12 protein-coding genes are annotated in these 18,759 nt (G+C 43.5%); 5 read left to right on the forward strand and 7 right to left on the reverse strand.

The window, feature by feature from the left end:
* Positions 1-178 precede the first annotated feature (178 nt).
* Together LG273_RS15980 and bglX are read right to left on the reverse strand one after the other, a co-directional pair.
* Positions 179-3,511 carry a GH36-type glycosyl hydrolase domain-containing protein gene (locus tag LG273_RS15980; protein ID WP_404455437.1) on the reverse strand — a complete coding sequence of 1,111 codons (3,333 nt, stop codon included), beginning with the start codon at positions 3,509-3,511 and terminating at the stop codon, positions 179-181.
* Between the two features lie 295 nt (positions 3,512-3,806).
* Positions 3,807-5,966 (reverse strand): beta-glucosidase BglX, encoded by a 2,160-nt coding sequence (gene bglX / locus LG273_RS15985; RefSeq protein WP_404455440.1) that lies wholly within the window; start codon positions 5,964-5,966, stop codon positions 3,807-3,809.
* Between the two features lie 468 nt (positions 5,967-6,434).
* Here bglX and LG273_RS15990 point away from each other — a divergent pair, with 468 nt between their 5' ends.
* The 5 genes from LG273_RS15990 to LG273_RS16010 all read left to right on the forward strand — a co-directional run bounded on the left by LG273_RS15990 (position 6,435) and on the right by LG273_RS16010 (position 11,764).
* Complete coding sequence (locus LG273_RS15990; RefSeq protein WP_404455443.1) at positions 6,435-7,670, forward strand: sugar ABC transporter substrate-binding protein; 1,236 nt, start codon at positions 6,435-6,437, stop codon at positions 7,668-7,670.
* Positions 7,671-8,125: 455 nt separating this feature from the next.
* A complete protein-coding gene (locus tag LG273_RS15995; protein WP_404455446.1) occupies positions 8,126-9,010 on the forward strand; it encodes a carbohydrate ABC transporter permease in 885 nt (294 codons plus the stop codon).
* A 13-nt stretch (positions 9,011-9,023) separates the two neighbouring features.
* Complete coding sequence (locus LG273_RS16000) at positions 9,024-9,845, forward strand: carbohydrate ABC transporter permease (RefSeq protein ID WP_379560446.1); 822 nt, start codon at positions 9,024-9,026, stop codon at positions 9,843-9,845.
* 78 nt (positions 9,846-9,923) lie between these two features.
* Entirely contained in the window at positions 9,924-10,697 is a 774-nt protein-coding gene (locus LG273_RS16005) for an alpha/beta hydrolase (protein WP_404455449.1), read from the forward strand.
* Between the two features lie 68 nt (positions 10,698-10,765).
* Positions 10,766-11,764 (forward strand): LacI family DNA-binding transcriptional regulator, encoded by a 999-nt coding sequence (locus LG273_RS16010; RefSeq protein ID WP_404455452.1) that lies wholly within the window; start codon positions 10,766-10,768, stop codon positions 11,762-11,764.
* A 693-nt stretch (positions 11,765-12,457) separates the two neighbouring features.
* On the opposite strand, the gene LG273_RS16015 is transcribed toward LG273_RS16010, so the two are convergent.
* The 5 genes from LG273_RS16015 to LG273_RS16035 all read right to left on the reverse strand — a co-directional run bounded on the left by LG273_RS16015 (position 12,458) and on the right by LG273_RS16035 (position 18,745).
* The gene (locus LG273_RS16015; RefSeq protein WP_404455455.1) at positions 12,458-13,618 is read right to left on the reverse strand and encodes a mannitol-1-phosphate 5-dehydrogenase; all 1,161 of its coding nucleotides are present in this window, start codon (positions 13,616-13,618) and stop codon (positions 12,458-12,460) included.
* A complete protein-coding gene (locus LG273_RS16020; RefSeq protein ID WP_379560442.1) occupies positions 13,619-14,056 on the reverse strand; it encodes a PTS sugar transporter subunit IIA in 438 nt (145 codons plus the stop codon).
* Positions 14,057-14,071: 15 nt separating this feature from the next.
* Positions 14,072-16,183 (reverse strand): BglG family transcription antiterminator, encoded by a 2,112-nt coding sequence (locus LG273_RS16025; protein ID WP_404455458.1) that lies wholly within the window; start codon positions 16,181-16,183, stop codon positions 14,072-14,074.
* Between the two features lie 91 nt (positions 16,184-16,274).
* A complete protein-coding gene (locus tag LG273_RS16030) occupies positions 16,275-17,717 on the reverse strand; it encodes a PTS mannitol transporter subunit IICB (RefSeq protein WP_404455461.1) in 1,443 nt (480 codons plus the stop codon).
* A 209-nt stretch (positions 17,718-17,926) separates the two neighbouring features.
* Positions 17,927-18,745: a hypothetical protein gene (locus LG273_RS16035; RefSeq protein WP_404455465.1), complete on the reverse strand. Its 819-nt coding sequence runs from the start codon at positions 18,743-18,745 to the stop codon at positions 17,927-17,929.
* Between the last annotated feature and the right edge of the window lie 14 nt (positions 18,746-18,759).

An 18,759-nucleotide genomic window follows, 5' to 3' on the forward strand; every position in this document is an offset into this window, starting at 1 on the left:
TAGTCTAATACCCTTAAAACCTTCCCTTTTTAAATATTATTGAGAAAACCGGGCGTATCCTTAGTGGAGCGCCCGGTTTTTTAACAAGATAAGATAATTGGCGGTATGTTGTTCATTGACAGCAACAGCCACGTCCAGCTCCAGCGCTATACGGGCGCCCTGAGCTTTTGTTCTAGGTCTATACAAATACCTCAATTATATTGCCTTCTGCTTGAAGCGCCTGGTCCAGCTGTTCACGCGGGATGCGAATTCCGCCGGCACGGTATGGATTAATAAGTTCCATCGCTTCCATGATCGCACCATTAAGGAGTACCTGTTGCTTATCAGCGTTTAGATGGTAGACAAATGTGACTGGCTTGCCATTCCACGTATAGTTGAATCGCAGACCATCAAGACGATCAGGAAGAACAGGATCCAGGATTAAGTCCCCAGCAAATTGACGTACGCCTAATGTGTTGGCAATAAGTTGGTTCATATAAATTCCCGGACCGCTGGAGTAAATGCGCCAGCCTCCTTTTACTTTCACAGATCCATCTCGTAATTTATTAAAGTGTTCCTGTGCCTCGTATCGTGTTTTAAAGTCGCCATCTGAGCTGCTGAAATAAGCATTGCTTTGACGAAGTTCTGCATTTGGCACAACGTCTTGGATGGCGATTGGGTTGATCACTGCTAATCCATCCCACGTTTCATCCCCATAGCCAAGCTTCGCCATTGCTTCCACATAGCGAATGTGTGCGTGGACATATTGCAAGCCAATTTCTCTACCAAAGTTGGCTGCCTGTTCCGCCCGTTTAAAGTGGGTGCTGACGCCGCCTTTGTAGTTAGCTGGCCGGTTCATTAAGCGCACCCCATCCGGGAAGAATAGATGCTTCTTAATAATGTCATAATGAGATTCCGCCTGTTTTAAGCTAAACAATTCACTAATAATGCTCTGTTGCATTGGCAGTAAACGATAATTGATGCCTGTTTTTTCGTCAGTTGGGTGTAGCATGCGTTCCACTTCGCCAGGTTCTTCCATGTATACAAAGCCTGGGATAATGTCGGTTTGCATCAGGTAGTCATTGAAATCACGCTTGATTCCTTCGACAATTTCCTGTGTTTTGCTTGCTTCTTCTGGATCTACCTCTTGCAACACATTGGTCATCTTGCGCAACGCCTCATATGTCAGCGCCACTGTCCAGCTGCTTGACATAAATTGCTTCAAGTTCTTGTTTGCTGGCTGCAAGGTATCATCCCAGTCACCATCATCATAGGCAGACAAGTAGGTGTCATGCAGAAAATGTGCTTTCATATAAGCAATTTCCTTTTTCAAATGATCAAGCAGTGTCGCTTTTTCTTCTGTAAATTCATATGTCTCACGATTTGTGTATGGAATTCTTTCTTTTAAAATCTCCGTATCACCTGTTGCTTCAATATAGTCACAAACAACTTTCATTGGCCAGACAATAATATCGCCATGGCTGTCATCTTGTTGGATCTTATTGTATTTATCAAACATAAACCATTGCGGCCAGTTGCCTGTATCCTCATATTGATGGGCAAACATCGTGGTGATGATTTCCTTTACCGTGTCATAGTTCTGAGTTGCCATAAAGTATTCAGCTGGTCCTTGGCTGACATCCCTTGTCCCCCAAGCTGCACCTCCATATTGCTCCAACCCGTGTGGGACAGAGAAGTGGACAAGCATGTTATGGGTATACCACCATGCAAGCGTGTTTACTTTCTCAATTTCTTTCACGTCCTGCTTATTGTCTTGCGTTAAATGGAAGCCTTGCATGACTTTTTGGTAATAAAAACGATAATCCTCCGCTACTGTTGAAAAATCAAATGGTGTCAGCGTATGCTTTTCTCCGTAAAGGTTCCCGGCGATGCGCATCGTCCAGCTGGAGCTAGGCTCTAATGCAAGGACCACAAGGGAAGCACTTCCTGGCTCGACATTTTCTGCAAGCACCGTTTCATCTTTAACTTCCACATCTGCTCCAATAACCTTCACTGTATACGTAAGGTCAGGGTACGTTTCGTTACTTCCAGCCTCATCACTCGCTGTAAAAACGAGGGTAGCGCCTTCTCTTTCGACATGATAAGGCACTTCATATTCATTGTTTTGCATCGTCAGCTGGTTTGTTACGAGATAGCGATATGGTTTTCCCTCTTTTGATCCTACTTCAAGCTGAATATTTGCTGAATCAACCATTGTAAACGTTGTGATTGTCAGAACATCACTTTCCAGCTTATAAATCCAACGTGCATAGTTGAAGCCAATCTCAAACAAGGATGGCATTGTCAGCAGGCGATACTGTCCGTCTACCTCTACATAAATGCGCTGGCCGGAGGTTTTCATGCGATTCAATGGGTTTCTGGCATTGGATAGCATTTTGTTCATGTTGGTGTTTCCAATAGAAATTTGCGAATTAAACAAGCCGTACATATAAAGGTTCGTCGTAATCGTCGTATCCTTTACGACATCATTTTGACCACTCATTAAAATATGACCGTGTGGACGCTCGACCATTAATTCCTTTTTAGCTAAGACGACATGCTCGTGTGTTGGTGTGAAAAAGGATAGAAGTCCCCCCTCCGTTTTTTCCTCGAGTCGGCGCTCTGGATAGTATGCAGCCACTTCGTCCTCTGACATTTCCACTGCCGCAAGCGGCGCTCCAATTGTGCGGGATTGTTCCACTTTCGCAAGCATTACACCTTGTCCAAGCGCCTCACGCGTATTCCAAGCCTCTTGAATGCTTTCTGCTGCAACGGCTTCGGTAACTGCCGTTTCCTGATTTTCCTGGAAAAGGCCATAGAAAACAAATTGCTGCTCTCCGCTTAGTTGCATCTTTTCGGATTGTAAGGCAGTAAAAGCAAATTCATATTGATACACTTCATTTGCCAGGTTTTCTTCGCCTAATACCTCTGGCACATTCGTGTTCCGGTAGCTTTTACCGAAAAATTGAAAGCCGTCTGTGGAATAGCCGACTGTTTTCCCAAGTGCTCCCTGTTGGATGAACGGAAAACCACTACTCATTGGCTGGTTCTGCCTTGTTGCAATTGTGTAGCCAGTTTCATTTTCGAAAACTTTGTGGTCCATATATTGTGACATGTACGACTCATTGGAACGAACGGCTGCTTTGTCCGCAAGGCCGAGATCCTGTCCGTAAATAAGATCTACTTCTTTTCCATTTCCGTTAAGCGTTACATCCCAAAACCACAGATTATCTGACGCTAGATGGAAGGTGACGGTATAGCTGACGTCAGCTACTTCCCCTTTCCATTGCACCGCGTTATCTAACTTGCTAAACGTACTGGTGGAGGTAACCCCAAGCAATGGGTAGGCTTGTATCTTGTTGTCTCCATGCACGCGCAAGTAAATATTATTGATCGATCCATCAACTGGATTTGCCATTAGCTGATTAATTAAGGTTTGTTTATGGGTTACTTCAAAAATATCCCCACTGTTTAAAAAGGTAACCTGTAAATCTCCTTTTTGGATAGGAAGATAGGTGTTTGTAAGCTTCATGTAGGCATTCTCCTTTATTTATAATTAAACTTTCGCATTAAGAAAAACCAACCGCTGAAAAGGCTATCCTACTATTAGAACAAATCTTTCTAGACACCGCAGATTGCATATACTTCGCTTTCCGTGGGCGAGTGCCGAGCCTCCTCGGACTATCGTCCTGCGGGGTCTCGCCGATCTCTTACTTCCCACTGGAGTCTACGTATATGCAATCTGCTAATAGTAATCGTTTAAGTCCTTATCAGCAACGAATTTTTAACGTGGCAAGCGGTCTGATTAAAACAACTACGCTCTATCTCTACTGCAAAATAAATGTTTTTCCATCTACTTCTTTACTATTTGGTCCAACATAAACCACAAATTCTCCTGGATCACTCGAAAAGCTCAAGTCTGCATGATGATAGCGGAGCTGATCTTCAGTAATCGCAAACTCAATTGTTTTGGCTTCTCCTGGCTCCAGGTAAACTTTTTGGAAGCCTTTTAATTCCTTCAGCGGTCGTACGACTTCGCCAACTTTATCTTGAATGTATAATTGCACAATTTCTTCGCCAGCTACTTGCCCAGTGTTGGTGACTGTAATGCTTGCGGTCAATGTTTCGCCAGCTTTAAGAGTCTCCTCAGAAAGCGTAAAGTTCTCGTAAGCAAAGGTTGTGTAGCTTAGTCCATAACCAAAAGGATACAATGGGCCATTCGGGCTATCGAGATACTGGGATACATAGCGAACTTGCGCATCTGGTGCTCCCTTTGGTCGACCTGTGTTGAAATGGTTGTAATAAACCGGTACCTGACCAACCGAATGCGGGAAGGACATTGTCAGTTTTCCAGAAGGATTGACATCCCCGTATAACAGGTCGGCAATTGCTGTTCCTCCCTCTGTGCCTGGGAACCATGCCTCTAATACTGCATCCGTTTTATCAACCACACCGTGAAGATCGAGTGGGCGACCATTAAATAAAACAGCGACTGTTGGCTTGCCAAGTTTCGTAATTTCTTCTACTAGTTTCAGCTGAGCATTTGGTAACTTAATGTTTGTCCGCGACCCAGCCTCTCCGCTCATATCCGAATCCTCACCAAGTGCAAGCACGACCACATCAGCCTTATCTGCTATTTCCAATGCTTCTTGTAATACAGTGTCTTCCCCTGTTTCAATATCACTGCCCTTTGCGACCATGATTTCTTTATCTAGCTTTTGCTCGAGACCATCCTTCACAGTAATCGCATCTTCCTTTTTGCCTAAAAAGGACCAAGGGCCAAGAATATCATTGCCTTCTGCAAATGGGCCAATCAACGCAATGTTTTGCTCCTTGTTCAATGGAAGCACTTCATCGTTTTTCAGCAGCACACAAGATTTTGCCGCAAGCTCTTGTGCTGTTTGGCGATGCTCCTGGCAGCGAATCACTTCTCTTTCCCGTTCTTCGTCTGCTCCGCGATACGGATTTTCAAAAAGTCCTAGCTTCTGTTTCAATTCTAAAATTCGCATTACCGCTTCATCTAAAAGGGCTGCATCTACTTTTCCTTCTTCTATCAATTCCTGAAGATGGCTGGCATACGTGGTCGTCATCATTTCAATGTCTAAGCCAGCTTTAATCGCCTTTTCTGCTGCTTCTTTTTCGTTTGCCGCCACCCCGTGTGGGATAAGTTCTTTAGTTGCGCCCCAGTCAGAAATCAAGACGCCATCAAAGCCCCATTCCTCGCGAAGCAGATCACGCATTAAGCGTTTGTTTCCGGTAGCCGGAATACCATCAACCGTATTAAACGCAGTCATGACCATTTCACTCCCTGCATCTAATGCCGCTTTATAAGCTGGCAGGTAAGTTTCCCGAAGCTCACGTTCTGACATGTTCACCGTATTGTAATCACGCCCACCCTCTGCTGCACCATAAGCAGCAAAGTGCTTCACACAGGCTGCAAGTGTTTCGAGGTCATTTTTTAAATCATCACCTTGGAATCCTTTTACTTGTACTCTAGCAAACTCTCCATTTATGTATGGGTCCTCCCCTGTTGATTCCATTACCCTTCCCCAGCGCGGGTCACGCACCAAATCTACCATCGGGGCAAAGGTTACATGAATGCCGGCAGCTGCTGCTTCTTTTGCAGCGATCCGGGCACTTTTTTCAGCAAGTTCTAAATCCCATGAGCTGCCAATTGCGAGTGGCACGGGGAAAATGGTGCGATATCCATGGATAACATCTGCCATCATGAGAAGCGGGATCCCTAAGCGATTATCCTTTAAGTGACGCTCCTGTATCGCCTTAATTTCTTTCGCACCCCAAGCACCAAGAACAGATCCTGTATTTTCCACCATTTTATCTGTAACGTTCATATTTACCATCGGACCTGTAATTTCCCCGCTGTTAGATGCCCCTTTAAAGAATGGTGTCGCAAGCTGCGTAAGCTGGGCAACTTTCTCTTCTGTTGTCATTTTAGCTAGTAAATCTTGTAGAAATTGATCTGCCATCTGACTTCCTCCGTTTCCAAATATCTTTACTATATTAATAGGTATTCCATTTAACTGGTCCTTTTTGTTCAAGGATCGTTAAAAGTAGTAATTTGAACGTAGTTACACGCTCTTCAAATTTGCATTTTTTAACTTGTCAAAAAAATAATTGTTGCAATCGGTTTCAATTACTACTATAATCGATTTGTAGAAACGTTTCAACAAAAACATGAAATTTTCAACAAGAGATTTTAGATGTAACGACAACCAGAATAGCTATAATAATAAGTTTTAACTTAATCTTTTTAAAAGTGAGTCTTTTTTTACGGATCACTTGAAAACGATTTCAAAATGTTTTATGCTAGATTCACAGAAACGTTTCAATAAAAACCTTCTGGATAAGGAGTGATGGTTTCAAAACCAAAACCTGCTTGATGTGATGAACTACTTCTTTCGTATTCAAACTAATATAATTTAAGGGGTGTACGTATGAAAAATAAAAAGTTTGCATGGCTAACTGCTATTTTGCTTAGTGTAGTACTTGTGTTGGGAGCTTGTTCTAATGACGAATCAAGCAGCGGATCATCTGGCGACTCTGATACCATCACAGTTTGGACAATGACAGATGGGCTAGATGACTTTGTAACAGAGTATGAAGATGAATCAGGTGTTAGCGTTGAAGTACAGGCAATCCCTTGGGACAATGCCCACGATAAATTGCTTACTGCAGTCGCTTCAGGTGATGGCCCGGACGTTCTGCAAATCGGAACAACATGGGTAGCTGAATTTGCTGAAGCTGGAACTTTCTTAGATATTTCAGATCAAATTGGTGACTACGAGAACTTAGCAGCAGACAACTTCTATGAATCTGCCGTAGAAACAACAAAGTATGAAGACCAAACAATTGGTGTTCCTTGGTATGTAGATACACGTGCACTATTCTATCGTACAGATCTACTTGAGGAAGTAGGCTATCCTGAAGGTCCGCAAACTTGGGATGATATGTTAGATGCTTCTCGTCAGCTGGCTGACCGCGGAGATGATCAGTATGCAATTGATTTACCTGCAACAGATCCACAATTCCCGTTTGTTCTAGCATGGGAGCATGGCTGGAACTATGATATGGAAAAAGGAGCAGCAAGCTTTGATGATCCTGGATTTAAAGAAGCAATTGAATTACACAACACGTTTTATAGTGAAGGATTATCCCAAACTGGTGAAGGAAAAGAGTTCTTCCAAGCATTTGAAGACGGTTCTAAACCAATGTTCATTAGTGGTCCTTGGGATATTAAAACCATTTCCGAAAGAGCTCCAGAAATCGAAGGCCAATGGGATGTTAAGTTAATGCCTGAAGCAGAAAACAACAATTCGATGATGGGTGGCGCGCACTGGACTGTTTTCAATAATTCCGAAAACGTGGACCAAGCGCTAGACTTCATCAACTGGATGGCAGCACCAGAAACACAGGTGAAATGGTATGAGGAGTTCAGTGAGCTTCCTGCAAACCTTGAAGCATGGGAGGACCCTGCTTTAACAGATAACGAAATGGTTGCAACATTCGGGGAACAATTACAAGCAACACAACCACTTCCATTGATTCCTGAATACGAAAGATTAGGTCAAGAAATACTGAACATGCTTGAGCAAATCAACCGTGGTGGCGCGGATATTGACCAAGCTTTAGAGGATTATAAAGCAGAAGCAGCCAGAGTTCTTGGTGAGTAATGTGTTGAAAGGTGTATGCATGTTAAAGCATACACCTTTCCCTATTTTCATCCGTTATACGATAACCCCCTCTCTTGCATCTGATCCTTTAATAAAGTCTACCAATCAACCACCCCTCTAGTTTTTTCTAAAACGAGCAGAAAAGAAAGAATTTCTCTTGCAATCGATTTCAATACCTACTATAATGACATTATAGAAACGTTTCAACAATTCATTTTTAATTTGTAAAAAGGAATCGGATATTAATTTAACGGTTATTAGACTAGTATGTAAGAAGAAAACCTCCATAATTTTGACGCTTTATTGAAAACGATTTCAATAGATTGTTGCATCGGTTTCATAGAAACGTTTCAATTTCGTCTTATTTTGGATAGCAATGCCTAACAATTAAGATCCATAAGTAGACAGGAAAGGTAGCCATTACCTATCGACATGTCATTGAAGGGGTGAATGTAATGAATCGCTTTAGAAGTAAGCTAACACCGTATTTCTTTATTATGCCTGCTGTAATTTTACTCGGCATTTTTTCTTTTCTACCAATCCTCGTTTCATTATTTATTAGTTTTACAGATATGAACTTGAGCGGTCTGGCAAATTGGTCACAAATCGGCTTTGTCGGATTTGATAATTTTGTTCAACTGTTCCAGGATGACGTCTTCCTGCAATCCATGGGAAATACGTTCTTCTACGTTGTTATCGGAGTACCACTTGCCGTTATTAGCTCATTTGTGATTGCCCTGCTATTGAAGTTAGTATCGGACTGGATGTCCACTACATTTCGTGTTATCTACTACGTACCTTCTGTTACAAACATTGTAGCGATCGCTGTTGTGTGGAGCTTCCTTTACAACCAGGAATACGGTTTGTTTAACTATCTCTTGTCACTGGTAAATCTTGAAGCTATCCCTTGGTTAGAAGATCCTTTCATCGCGAAACTTTCTTTAATTCTATTGGCTGTATGGAAAAGTAATGGTGTCAGCATGTTGATTTTCCTTGCTGCCTTACAATCGATTCCGAAAATGTACTATGAAGCAGCAGACATTGATGGTGCGAACCGCTGGCAAAAGCTTTTCCGAATTACGTTGCCATCCATGAGCTTTGCAACCTTCTTTGTTGTTGTAACAACATTAATCGGCTGGCTGCAATTCTTCGAGGAACCATTCGTTATGACAGAGGGTGGCCCATTGAACGGTACAAACTCTCTTGCACTATTTATCTATCAAGAAGGTTTCCAATACAGTGAGTTCGGATATGGTGCCGCAGCATCATTCGTATTGTTCATCATCATTATTTTGGCAACACTTGTTCAATTTAAACTAAGAAAATCTGAAGATAATTAAGGAGGCGGCTTCCATGGACTTAAAAAATAATTTTGAACGTGCCATCGTTAACACAGTTCTTTTCATTGGCGGTCTGCTTGTGTCATTGCCATTTGTTTGGATGATACTTAGCTCATTTAAGAATGAAAGAGAAGTATTAAGTATTCCGCCGACTTTGTTCCCAAATGCTCCAACCATTGAGCATTATGTGAATTTGTTTACGAATTTAAACTTTGATGTTTACTTAGTCAACACCCTGATTATTGTGTTCTTCTCCATGGTCGGTTTATTACTAAATACTATGGCTGGTTATGGGTTTGGTAAGTTCCAATTTAAAGGAAAAGAGATTTGGTTTGGAATTGTACTCATTACCATGATGATTCCTGGCCAGGTTACCATGATCCCAACATACCTGATTTTAAATGAAGCTGGTTTAACGAACAGTATGGCAGGTATTATCCTTCCTGGTTTGATTGCAGCGTTTAACATTTTTCTAATTCGTCAATTTATGGTGACGATTCCGGATGATTTGATTGAAGCAGCACGCCTGGATGGTGCTAGTGAGATGTATATTTTCCTTAAGCTAATTATTCCATTGGCAAAACCAATTCTTGCTGTACAGGTTATCCTTACGTTCATCGGCTCTTGGAACAGCTTCCTCTGGCCATTAATTATTGCAAACGATGAAGGGTTGTATACCTTATCTGTTGGTCTTGCCCTGCTTCAAGATCAAAACGTGTCCAACTACGGGTTGCAAATGGCAGGTTCTACCTTCATGGTTGTCCCTGTTCTGATCATCTTTATCATTTTCCAGAAACATATCGTAGAAGGTTTCAATGTATCTGGTATAAAGTAAAAACGAACGAAGGTGGAAGGTGTCGCTTGGTGGCGTGCCTTCTTCTTTCATCATTCGAAAGAGAAAGGAAAATGGAATATGGCACTTTTTCAATGTGAATTTTCGTCAGAGGTTCTATCAAGGTCTGTGTCCATGAATGTGATCTTACCACAGCCGTCTTATAAGGAAGGTTCAATGGAAGATAAAAAGTACCCTACGCTCTTTTTATTACATGGGTTTAGTGACAATCATACTGCCTATTTACGAAGCACATCTATCGAGAGGTATGCGGCTGACTTAGGCATTGCGATTGTAATGCCAGGCCTTGATAATAGCTACTACACGGATATGGCGCATGGCGGTAAGTATTGGACATTTTTAACAGAGGAACTCCCGGCAGCTGCCAGATCGTTCTTTCCGCTTTCTGAAAAACGCGAGGATAATTTTGTGGCCGGCCATTCCATGGGAGGGTTTGGTGCTTTGAAATGGGGGCTTAACTTCCCAGAGCGTTTCGCTGCTATTGCCAGCATGTCTGGCGTTACCGATATGGTGTATCATTTAGCCAATGTAAGAATGGAACCCGGTGATAAGAAGCGGTCGCTTGAGCTTGTTTTTGGCGATGCAGACGTAAGCGAAACAACGAATGATTTAATTTATAAGCTAGAGCGATTGCATAATTCATCTAGCGTGAAGCCTATGCTTTACCAGGCTTGTGGCACAGAAGATTTTTTATATGAGCATAATTTGCGCTTCCATCGTATCTGTAAGGAAACAAATCTCGATTATACGTACGATTTCGGTCCTGGCGACCATACTTGGGATTACTGGGATAAAAAAATTCAAGCGGTACTGAAATGGCTTCCTATTCAGTAAGATTTAGGTAATTCCTGACGTGTAATGTATGGTACGATAGGATTAATGAAATGTTGGAGGAAAATGACATGGCAACCATAAAAGATGTAGCAAAACGTGCTGGAGTCGCAATTTCGACCGTCTCCTATGCCTTAAATAACAGTCCTAGAATTAGTGCGGCAACGAAGAAAAAGGTGGAAGAAGCAGCAAAAGCGTTAAACTACAAGAAAAACGGCTTTGCTTCTGATTTGAAAAGAACAAAGACCAATACCATCGCGCTACTTCTAAGCGATCTTTCTGGTCCCTTTTACTCGGATCTGATTCAAGGAGTACAGGATGTAACGTCTGCAAATGGCTATGACTTAATTGCTTGTAGTTCCATTGGTGGCGTACAATCAACAGCGGTAAAATTTCTAACCGAAAAACGTGTCGATGGTGCAATCATCCTTGCTCACAATATTAGCGATGCAATTACATTGGATGCCGCCCAGCACGGTTCTCCCCTCGTCGTACTCGATCGCTATTTGGAAAATGAATCCATCTATCACGTTGAGGTAGATAATATACAAGGCGGCTACCATGCTACAGAATATTTAATTAACCATGGCCATAAGCAAATCGCCTACATCAGCGGTCCTGCAGCATCCCACGATAACGTACAACGCTACAAGGGTTACCGCAAAGCACTGGAAAATTACAATATTACGTACCAATCCAAATGGGATATTGCCAGTGATTTTACCCGAGAAGGCGGTTATCGCGCAACTAAATTGTTAATTGCCCAACGCAACCTTCCACAAGCCATCTTCTATGCGAATGATGAAATGGCTGTTGGTGGATTGCAAGCATTTAAAGAAAATAAGATTAGCGTTCCTGATGATATATCCATTATCGGCTATGATGACATACAGTTATCCGAATATGTCACCCCACCACTAACGACTATCAAACAGCCAAAATACGAGGTCGGCGCCCTTGCTGCACACCTGATATTCCAACTGTTAGGTGGCGAAAAAACCGATCATCATTACAAGCTGTCAACAGAGCTTGTGGAGCGAAAGTCTGTTAGGCATGTGAGTGACGAGTAAGTAAGAGTTCTGCCGTTGGGCGGGACTTTTTTGTTTTAGGGTGGGGTTTTGCTTGATTGGTAACTCGTGGGGTCGATTGGACTGGGGTTCTGGTTGATTGAGCAGCACGCGTGGTTGATTGGACTGCGTTCTTGGTTGATTCAGCAGCACGCGGGATCGATTGGGCTGCGATTCTGGTTGATTGCACATCTCGCTTGGTCGATTGGACTGTATTCATGGTTGATGGCGCGACTCGCTTGGTTGATTGGACTGCGTTCTTGGTCGATTGCACAGCACGCGGGGTCGATTGGACTGCGTTCTTGGTTGATTGCACAGCACGCGGGGTCGATTGGACTGCGTTCTTGGTTGATTGCACATCTCGCTTGGTCGATTGGGCTGCATTCTTGGTTGATGGCGCGACTCGCTTGGTCGATTAGACTGCATTCTTGGTTGATTGCACAGCACGCGGGGTCGATTGGACTGCGTTCTTGGTTGATTGCACAGCACGCGGGGTCGATTGGACTGCGTTCTTGGTTGATTGCGCAACTCGCTTGGTTGATTGCGCAACTCGCTTGGTTGATTGCACAACTAACATGGTCAATCACAAAGCGTACTTTTTCAATTAATCTTTCCAAAAGAGTACGCTCTCAAAAAGCCCCAATTCCAAACCACAAAAAAAGCTCCTCACAACGAGGAGCTCTTCATTCACTAAAATTAACCTTTCAACTGTTCTATCTCTTTCAACTGCTTCCCAGCACTCTCGACCAAAGCACTACCTGTTTCCAATTCAGATACATCCTGCAATGCTTTTTCATACCCGAACTGCGCTATTTTTTCCTGCAATTCCACTGCTTCAGCATCTTCCTCGTTTTTGTAAGAAAGTGCTGCTGCGATTGTTTTTGCCAGGAAGACAGGTTCTTTCCCTGTTGTTTCTAAGTACACGCTGGCTGGACGGATGAGACGGTCTTTTGCACCTAGCTTCCGAATTGGACCACGACCTACACGCGTAACTTCATCGGAAATGTACGGGTTTTGGAAACGTCCGATAATTTTATTAATGTATGTTTGGTGTTCACCTCTATCAAAACCGTAAGTTTGAATCAATGCTTCTCCAGACTCGTTAAGTGTGCCGCGTAAGATTTCCAACACTTTTTCATCATGCATCGCTTCATTAATAGTGCTGTAGCCCATGTAATGGCCGATGTATGCTGGTACGGCATGTCCGGTGTTTACGGTGAACAATTTTCTTTCAATGTATGGAGTTAGATCTTCAACAAATGTGATGCCATCAATTTCCGGAACCTCACCCTTGATCATGGAACGATCCACTACCCATTCGTAATATGGCTCTACAGATACTTCTAGCAGATCTTCGTTCACCTGGTTTGGTACGATACGGTCCACTGCTGCATCCGGGAAACCGAACAATCCAGCCATTTTTTCCTGCTCGTCTGCTGGCACATGCTCCATCACTTTTTCTTTTAAAAGCGTGCTTCCGCCAACCATGTTTTCACATGCGATGACATTCAGCTCTACCGGATTGGAGGCCAATCTTGCGCGTAGACCCTTGGCAATCAGTTCTGCGATAATTGGCAGGACATTTGGTCCAACTGCTGTTGTGACGATGTCCGCTTTTTCAATTGCCGCTACGACAGCTTCAGGATTCTGCATGCTGTTTAGTCCGGAAACATTTTTCACGGTTAGCTGTTCTTTGTTTTCTGCTGCTAAAATAACATTATATTGCTGCTTGCTGTTTAATTCTTCAATCACGCTATCATTTACATCAACAAACGTCGTGTGATAGCCTGCTTCATAAAGGAGGGCGCCGATAAAACCGCGCCCGATATTTCCTGCTCCGAAATGTACGGCTTGCATTTAGTTCACCTCACTGAAAAGGCGGATAATGTCATCCTCTGATGAAGCGTCAAGTATGGTTTGGATGTTTTCTTCTTCAGAAAGCACGATGGCAATTTTAGAAAGTACTTCGAGATGCTCGTCGCCTTTTCCAGCAATACCAATTAGAACTTTTACAATGTTACCATCCCCAAAATCAATGCCTTCAGGTACAGTTACGACAGAAAGACCTGTTTCTGTTACCATGCCTTTTGCATCCTCTGTACCGTGAGGAATTGCTACATTATTTCCCATGAAGGTAGAAGTTAGTTCTTCACGCTCTAGCATTTTCTCCACGTAAGATGGCTCCACATAGCCGTTATCAACAAGAATTCCACCTGTGAAACGGATCGCCTCTTCCTTGCTGCTTACTGATACATTACGTTTAATATTGTCTTTGCTTAAAACTTCTTTTGCCATAGCTTGATGCACTCCTTATACTAAATTTTTTTCTTGTAGTAATGATTGAAATTCTTCTATAAAAAGCTGCTTGATTGCTGCTTCCTCCCCGGATTCAAATAACTGAATCCGCTCCCTGCCTTGGATGATCATGCCGCTTAATAAGCTCATAATCTCCAATGCTCCCTGATCAGTGTCTTCTGGTGCAAGCATGAGCAGAATCGTCTGCATCTGCATATCTTGATCATCCATTCCCTTTACGATAACCGGATGTTCAAGGTGATATACTGTAAAACTCGGCCTGTTTACCCCATCTGCTCTCGTGTGGTATAAGCCTAGCGTCGTGCCAGGTATACCAAGACCGCTCAGTTCTTCACGTTTAACTAGCTTTTGCAGAACATTGTCTGAATCAGATAGTGTGCCATTCCGCGCAAGCTCCGCACAGATAAGGGCCAGTGTCTCTTTGGTTGTTTGTTGCTCCGCTATTGTTTTAATCGAAAAGTGATCGAGAATTTGGAGCATGACCCGTGAATAAACCTCAACTTCTCGGAGTTTTTTTACGAAATCTTCACCCGATGATTGCGTTGGCACCGCAGCTCTTGCTGTCTTTTTTTCAAGCTTTGTGTTCACTTTTAACTTCTTCTGGCGCACAGCTTTCTTGATCCGATGAACCTCTTGCTTTGTCAGCATTGGTGAAGCAAGGATATACTCTCCGGCAAATCCCTCAAGCGGAATGGTCGAAACAATAATGTCATACCCATCAACTGGCATTTCCTGAAGATCAAACATCGATTTATTATCAACATATCTGATTTCAGGGATGCGCTGCTGTAAGGTTGTAGCGAGCATTTTCGCCGTCCCGATTCCGCTTGAGCAAATAACAAGAGCGTGTAAATCTGTTCTGGTGTCGTCATGCAAGAGAATGGCAGCAAAATGGAGTACTAAATACCCGATTTCATCGTCTGGAAAATCGATATCTGGAAAAACTTCCACAACACCAGCTCGAACAATATCAAAAAGGTCGCGATAGTCATCCATTATTTCTTTCAGCAGAGGATTTTTAATGTTCATTTCCTGCTCCAGCCGATACATGGTTGGCTTTAAATGTGCCACCAGATCATTCAGCATCACAGCATTTTCCGCTAGGTTTACATTCAATTGCTCCCCGACATGGTCAATAAGAGCTTTTGCTTTATAGGCAATGTCCATACTCGTATCTTCGATGAGATAATTTTGATCGGCACGAAGCTTGGCACCTAATAAATGCATCGTTATGTAGCCAATTTCATCCTCAGGAATTTCCATTTGTAAGGATGACTCTAAATCCAGCAACATGTTTCTGGCAATGCTGAACTCTCTTGTTCCTTGAAGCTGTTTCCATGACGCTGGGTCAAAGCGGATTTTCTCTCCTCGGTTTAATCGCTCCATCGCTAATGCAAGATGGACAACGAGCCCAACGTACGCACTGTCAGCCAGGTCATTTGGCAGTTCATGTCTTGCCTGTTCCACTCTTTCTTCAATAACCTGCAGCTTATCTGCATCCACCAGTCCTAGTAATCGATTGGAAATCTTATCTGTCTGGATGCCTGATTTTTTCTTGATGTTCTGTTTAATTAAGCTGATAAAATCGTACGGCTCCACGTATTGGGAAATGAGATTGCTTATAGCAGCGCGCTTGTTCGCTTCTTTTCCTTTAATTTGCACACCAGATCCTCTTTTTCGGATCAGCTCGAGATTGTAATGATTCAATTCTGCTTCTAGCTGGTCCAGATCATTTCTCACTGTGGCTGTGGTGACACGAAGCTCGCTGCTTAACGCATACAGCTTCATTGGCTCGTCTGCCTCAAACAGCATAGATAGGATAATTGCCTGCCTTTCCTTTGAAGAAAGGTCAACCTCTGCTGTCTGCTTCAGCTTGTTAGTCAGGCTTTCTTTATCTTCCTTTTTCCCCTCAAGCTTGAGCCCTACACCTGCACGTTTTACTAAGGTTAGCTCATTTTCCTTTGCAACACTTTCCAGTTCTTTGAGATCTCGGTGAATGGTTCGCTCACTAACATCGAGTGTCGTAGCGATTTCCTTCACGGTAATTTCTTCATATGCCTGAAGTAATACTTGAAGCATTCTGCGCACTCGTGCTGTGATATACAAGCCATTCACCTCCTATTTTTATATTGTAGTTTATTTACGTTTAAAATGCACAAGAGGGCAAGGAATGGCCCCTGCCCTACATGTTAGCTAACTAATTTTTTAATCGTTCTACCAGTTCATCATATTTTGGACTGTTTAAGAAGTTTTCAACAGAGATATGCTCAGCTGTTGGAATTTTTGCTTTTGCACGATCTGTAAGGTCTTTATGCGTGATGACGATATCCGCATCGTCTGGAATTTCGTTAATGGCATGGTTGTTGACATAAATATCAATGTCCGCTTTCTTAAATTTGTTTTTCAATAAAGAAGCACCCATTGCACTAGAACCCATTCCCGCATCACAGGCAAATATAACCTTATCAACCTCAGCTGCGTCTTTTTCTGTTTCGACTGGTGTCTTATCTAATGCATCCACTTCCGCAGTTTCACCTGCATTTAGTGTGCCAGCTACAGAGCTTTTCTTCCCTTTCATTGCTTCCATTTGACCGGTAGCTTCAGCAAGGTTTTCCTCTGATTTACTTGTTCTCAAAATTAATGCTGCGATTAAGAAGGATACTGCAGCTGCTACAATTACACCAAGTGTTACTCCAAGGTAGCTATCTGGAGTTGCCATCGCATATACAGCAATGATACTTCCTGGAGAAGCTGCTGCTCGAAGACCCGCATCAAATAAGGATAGTGTGAACACACCACTCATTCCCCCAGCGATTGCTGCTAGAAGTAGAGCTGGCTTCATTAAGATGTATGGGAAGTAAATTTCGTGAATCCCACCAACAAATTGGATTAACGCTGCACCAGGAGCTGACGCTTTTGATGCACCTTTCCCAAAGAAAGTGAAGGCAAGCAAGATACCAAGACCTGGTCCCGGGTTTGCTTCCAATAGGAACAAAATTGATTTTCCAGCTTCTGTTGCTTGTTCGATCCCAATTGGGCTTAGGATACCATGGTTAATGGCATTGTTTAAGAATAATACTTTTGCTGGCTCGATAATGATACTTGCTAATGGAAGTAATCCAGCATTAACTATTGCTTCTACACCAGCAGCAAGCCCATTATTCAAAGCCTCTACGACAGGGCCAATACCTAGTGCAGCAATAATTGCCAGAAGCGCTCCGATAATACCAGAAGAGAAGTTATTATAAAGCATCTCAAAACCGGATTTCACCTTATCTTTAAATACTTCGTCGAACTTTTTCATAATGTAACCAGAAAGTGGTCCCATTACCATTGCACCGAGGAACATCGGAATTCCTGCTCCTACGATAACCCCCATTGTGGCCGTTGCACCAACAACCCCACCACGCAGGTCATAAATCATCCGTCCACCAGTAAAACCAATTAATAGTGGAAGTAAGTACGTAATCATTGGACTAACTAATCCATTAAGTGTTTCATTTGGCGTAAAGCCGTCCGGTATAAAGAAGGCTGTGATAATCCCCCACGCAATAAATGCGCCGATATTCGGCATGATCATACCGCTTAAATAACTACCAAAGCGTTGAACCTTCGCACGAAAACCTTTCTTTTCAGCCATTTCGTTACCCCTCTCTAAAATTTATAATGAAAAAATGAATAAGAACATTTCTTTACTTCTATTTTATGTCTTCTTGAGGGGGCGTACAACGAAATCTAAATGCAACTTTGGCAAAGGACTTGTTGACATGATTTGAGGAGAGGGCTGTGGGTGGGGCTTGGGGGGCGAGCGCAAGGGGGATTAACCCACTGTGCCGGGGATTCTATCCACTAAGGGCGTTTTTCAATCGCCACTTGGGGCGCTTTTATCGAGCATGGGCAGCTTTCAATCGACCATACGAGGCATCCTATCGACCAGGTGCGCTTTACAATCGACCATGCGGGCTCTCCTATCAACCACGAGCAACTCCCAATCGACCATGCGGGCTCTCCTATCGACCACGAGCAGCTCTCAATCGACCATGCGGGCTCTCCTATCGACCACGAGCATCTCTCAATCAACCATACGAGGCATCCTATCGACCACGCGGGCTCTCCCATCAACCACGAGCATCTCTCAATCGACCACGCGGGCTCTCCTATCGACCACGAGCAGCTCTCAATCGACCATACGATCTCTCCTATCGACCACGCGAGCTCTCCTATCGACCACGAGCAGCTCTCAATCAACCATACGAGGCATCCTATCGACCACGCGGGCTCTCCCATCAACCACGAGCAACTCTCAATCGACCATACGATCTCTCCCATCGACCATGTGCGCTTCCCAATCGACCACGCGGGCTCTCCTATCGACCACGAGCAGCTCTCAATCGACCATACGATCTCTCCTATCGACCACGCGAGCTCTCCTATCGACCAGGTGCGCTTCCCAATCGACCAGGTGCGCTTCCCAATCGACCACGCGGGCTCTCCTATCGACCACACGCCCTCTCCTATCGACCACGAGCATCTCTCAATCGACCACACGGGTTCTCCCATCAACCATTCGCAACCCCCAATCAACCACACGCCCTCTCCCATCAACCACGAGCAACTCTCAATCGACCACGCGGGCTCTCCCATCGACCACGGTCGCTTCCCCATCAACCACACGCCCCCAC

The organism is Oceanobacillus kapialis (assembly GCF_044790185.1).
GTDB classification, from domain to species: Bacteria; Bacillota; Bacilli; order Bacillales; family Amphibacillaceae; genus Oceanobacillus_B; species Oceanobacillus_B kapialis.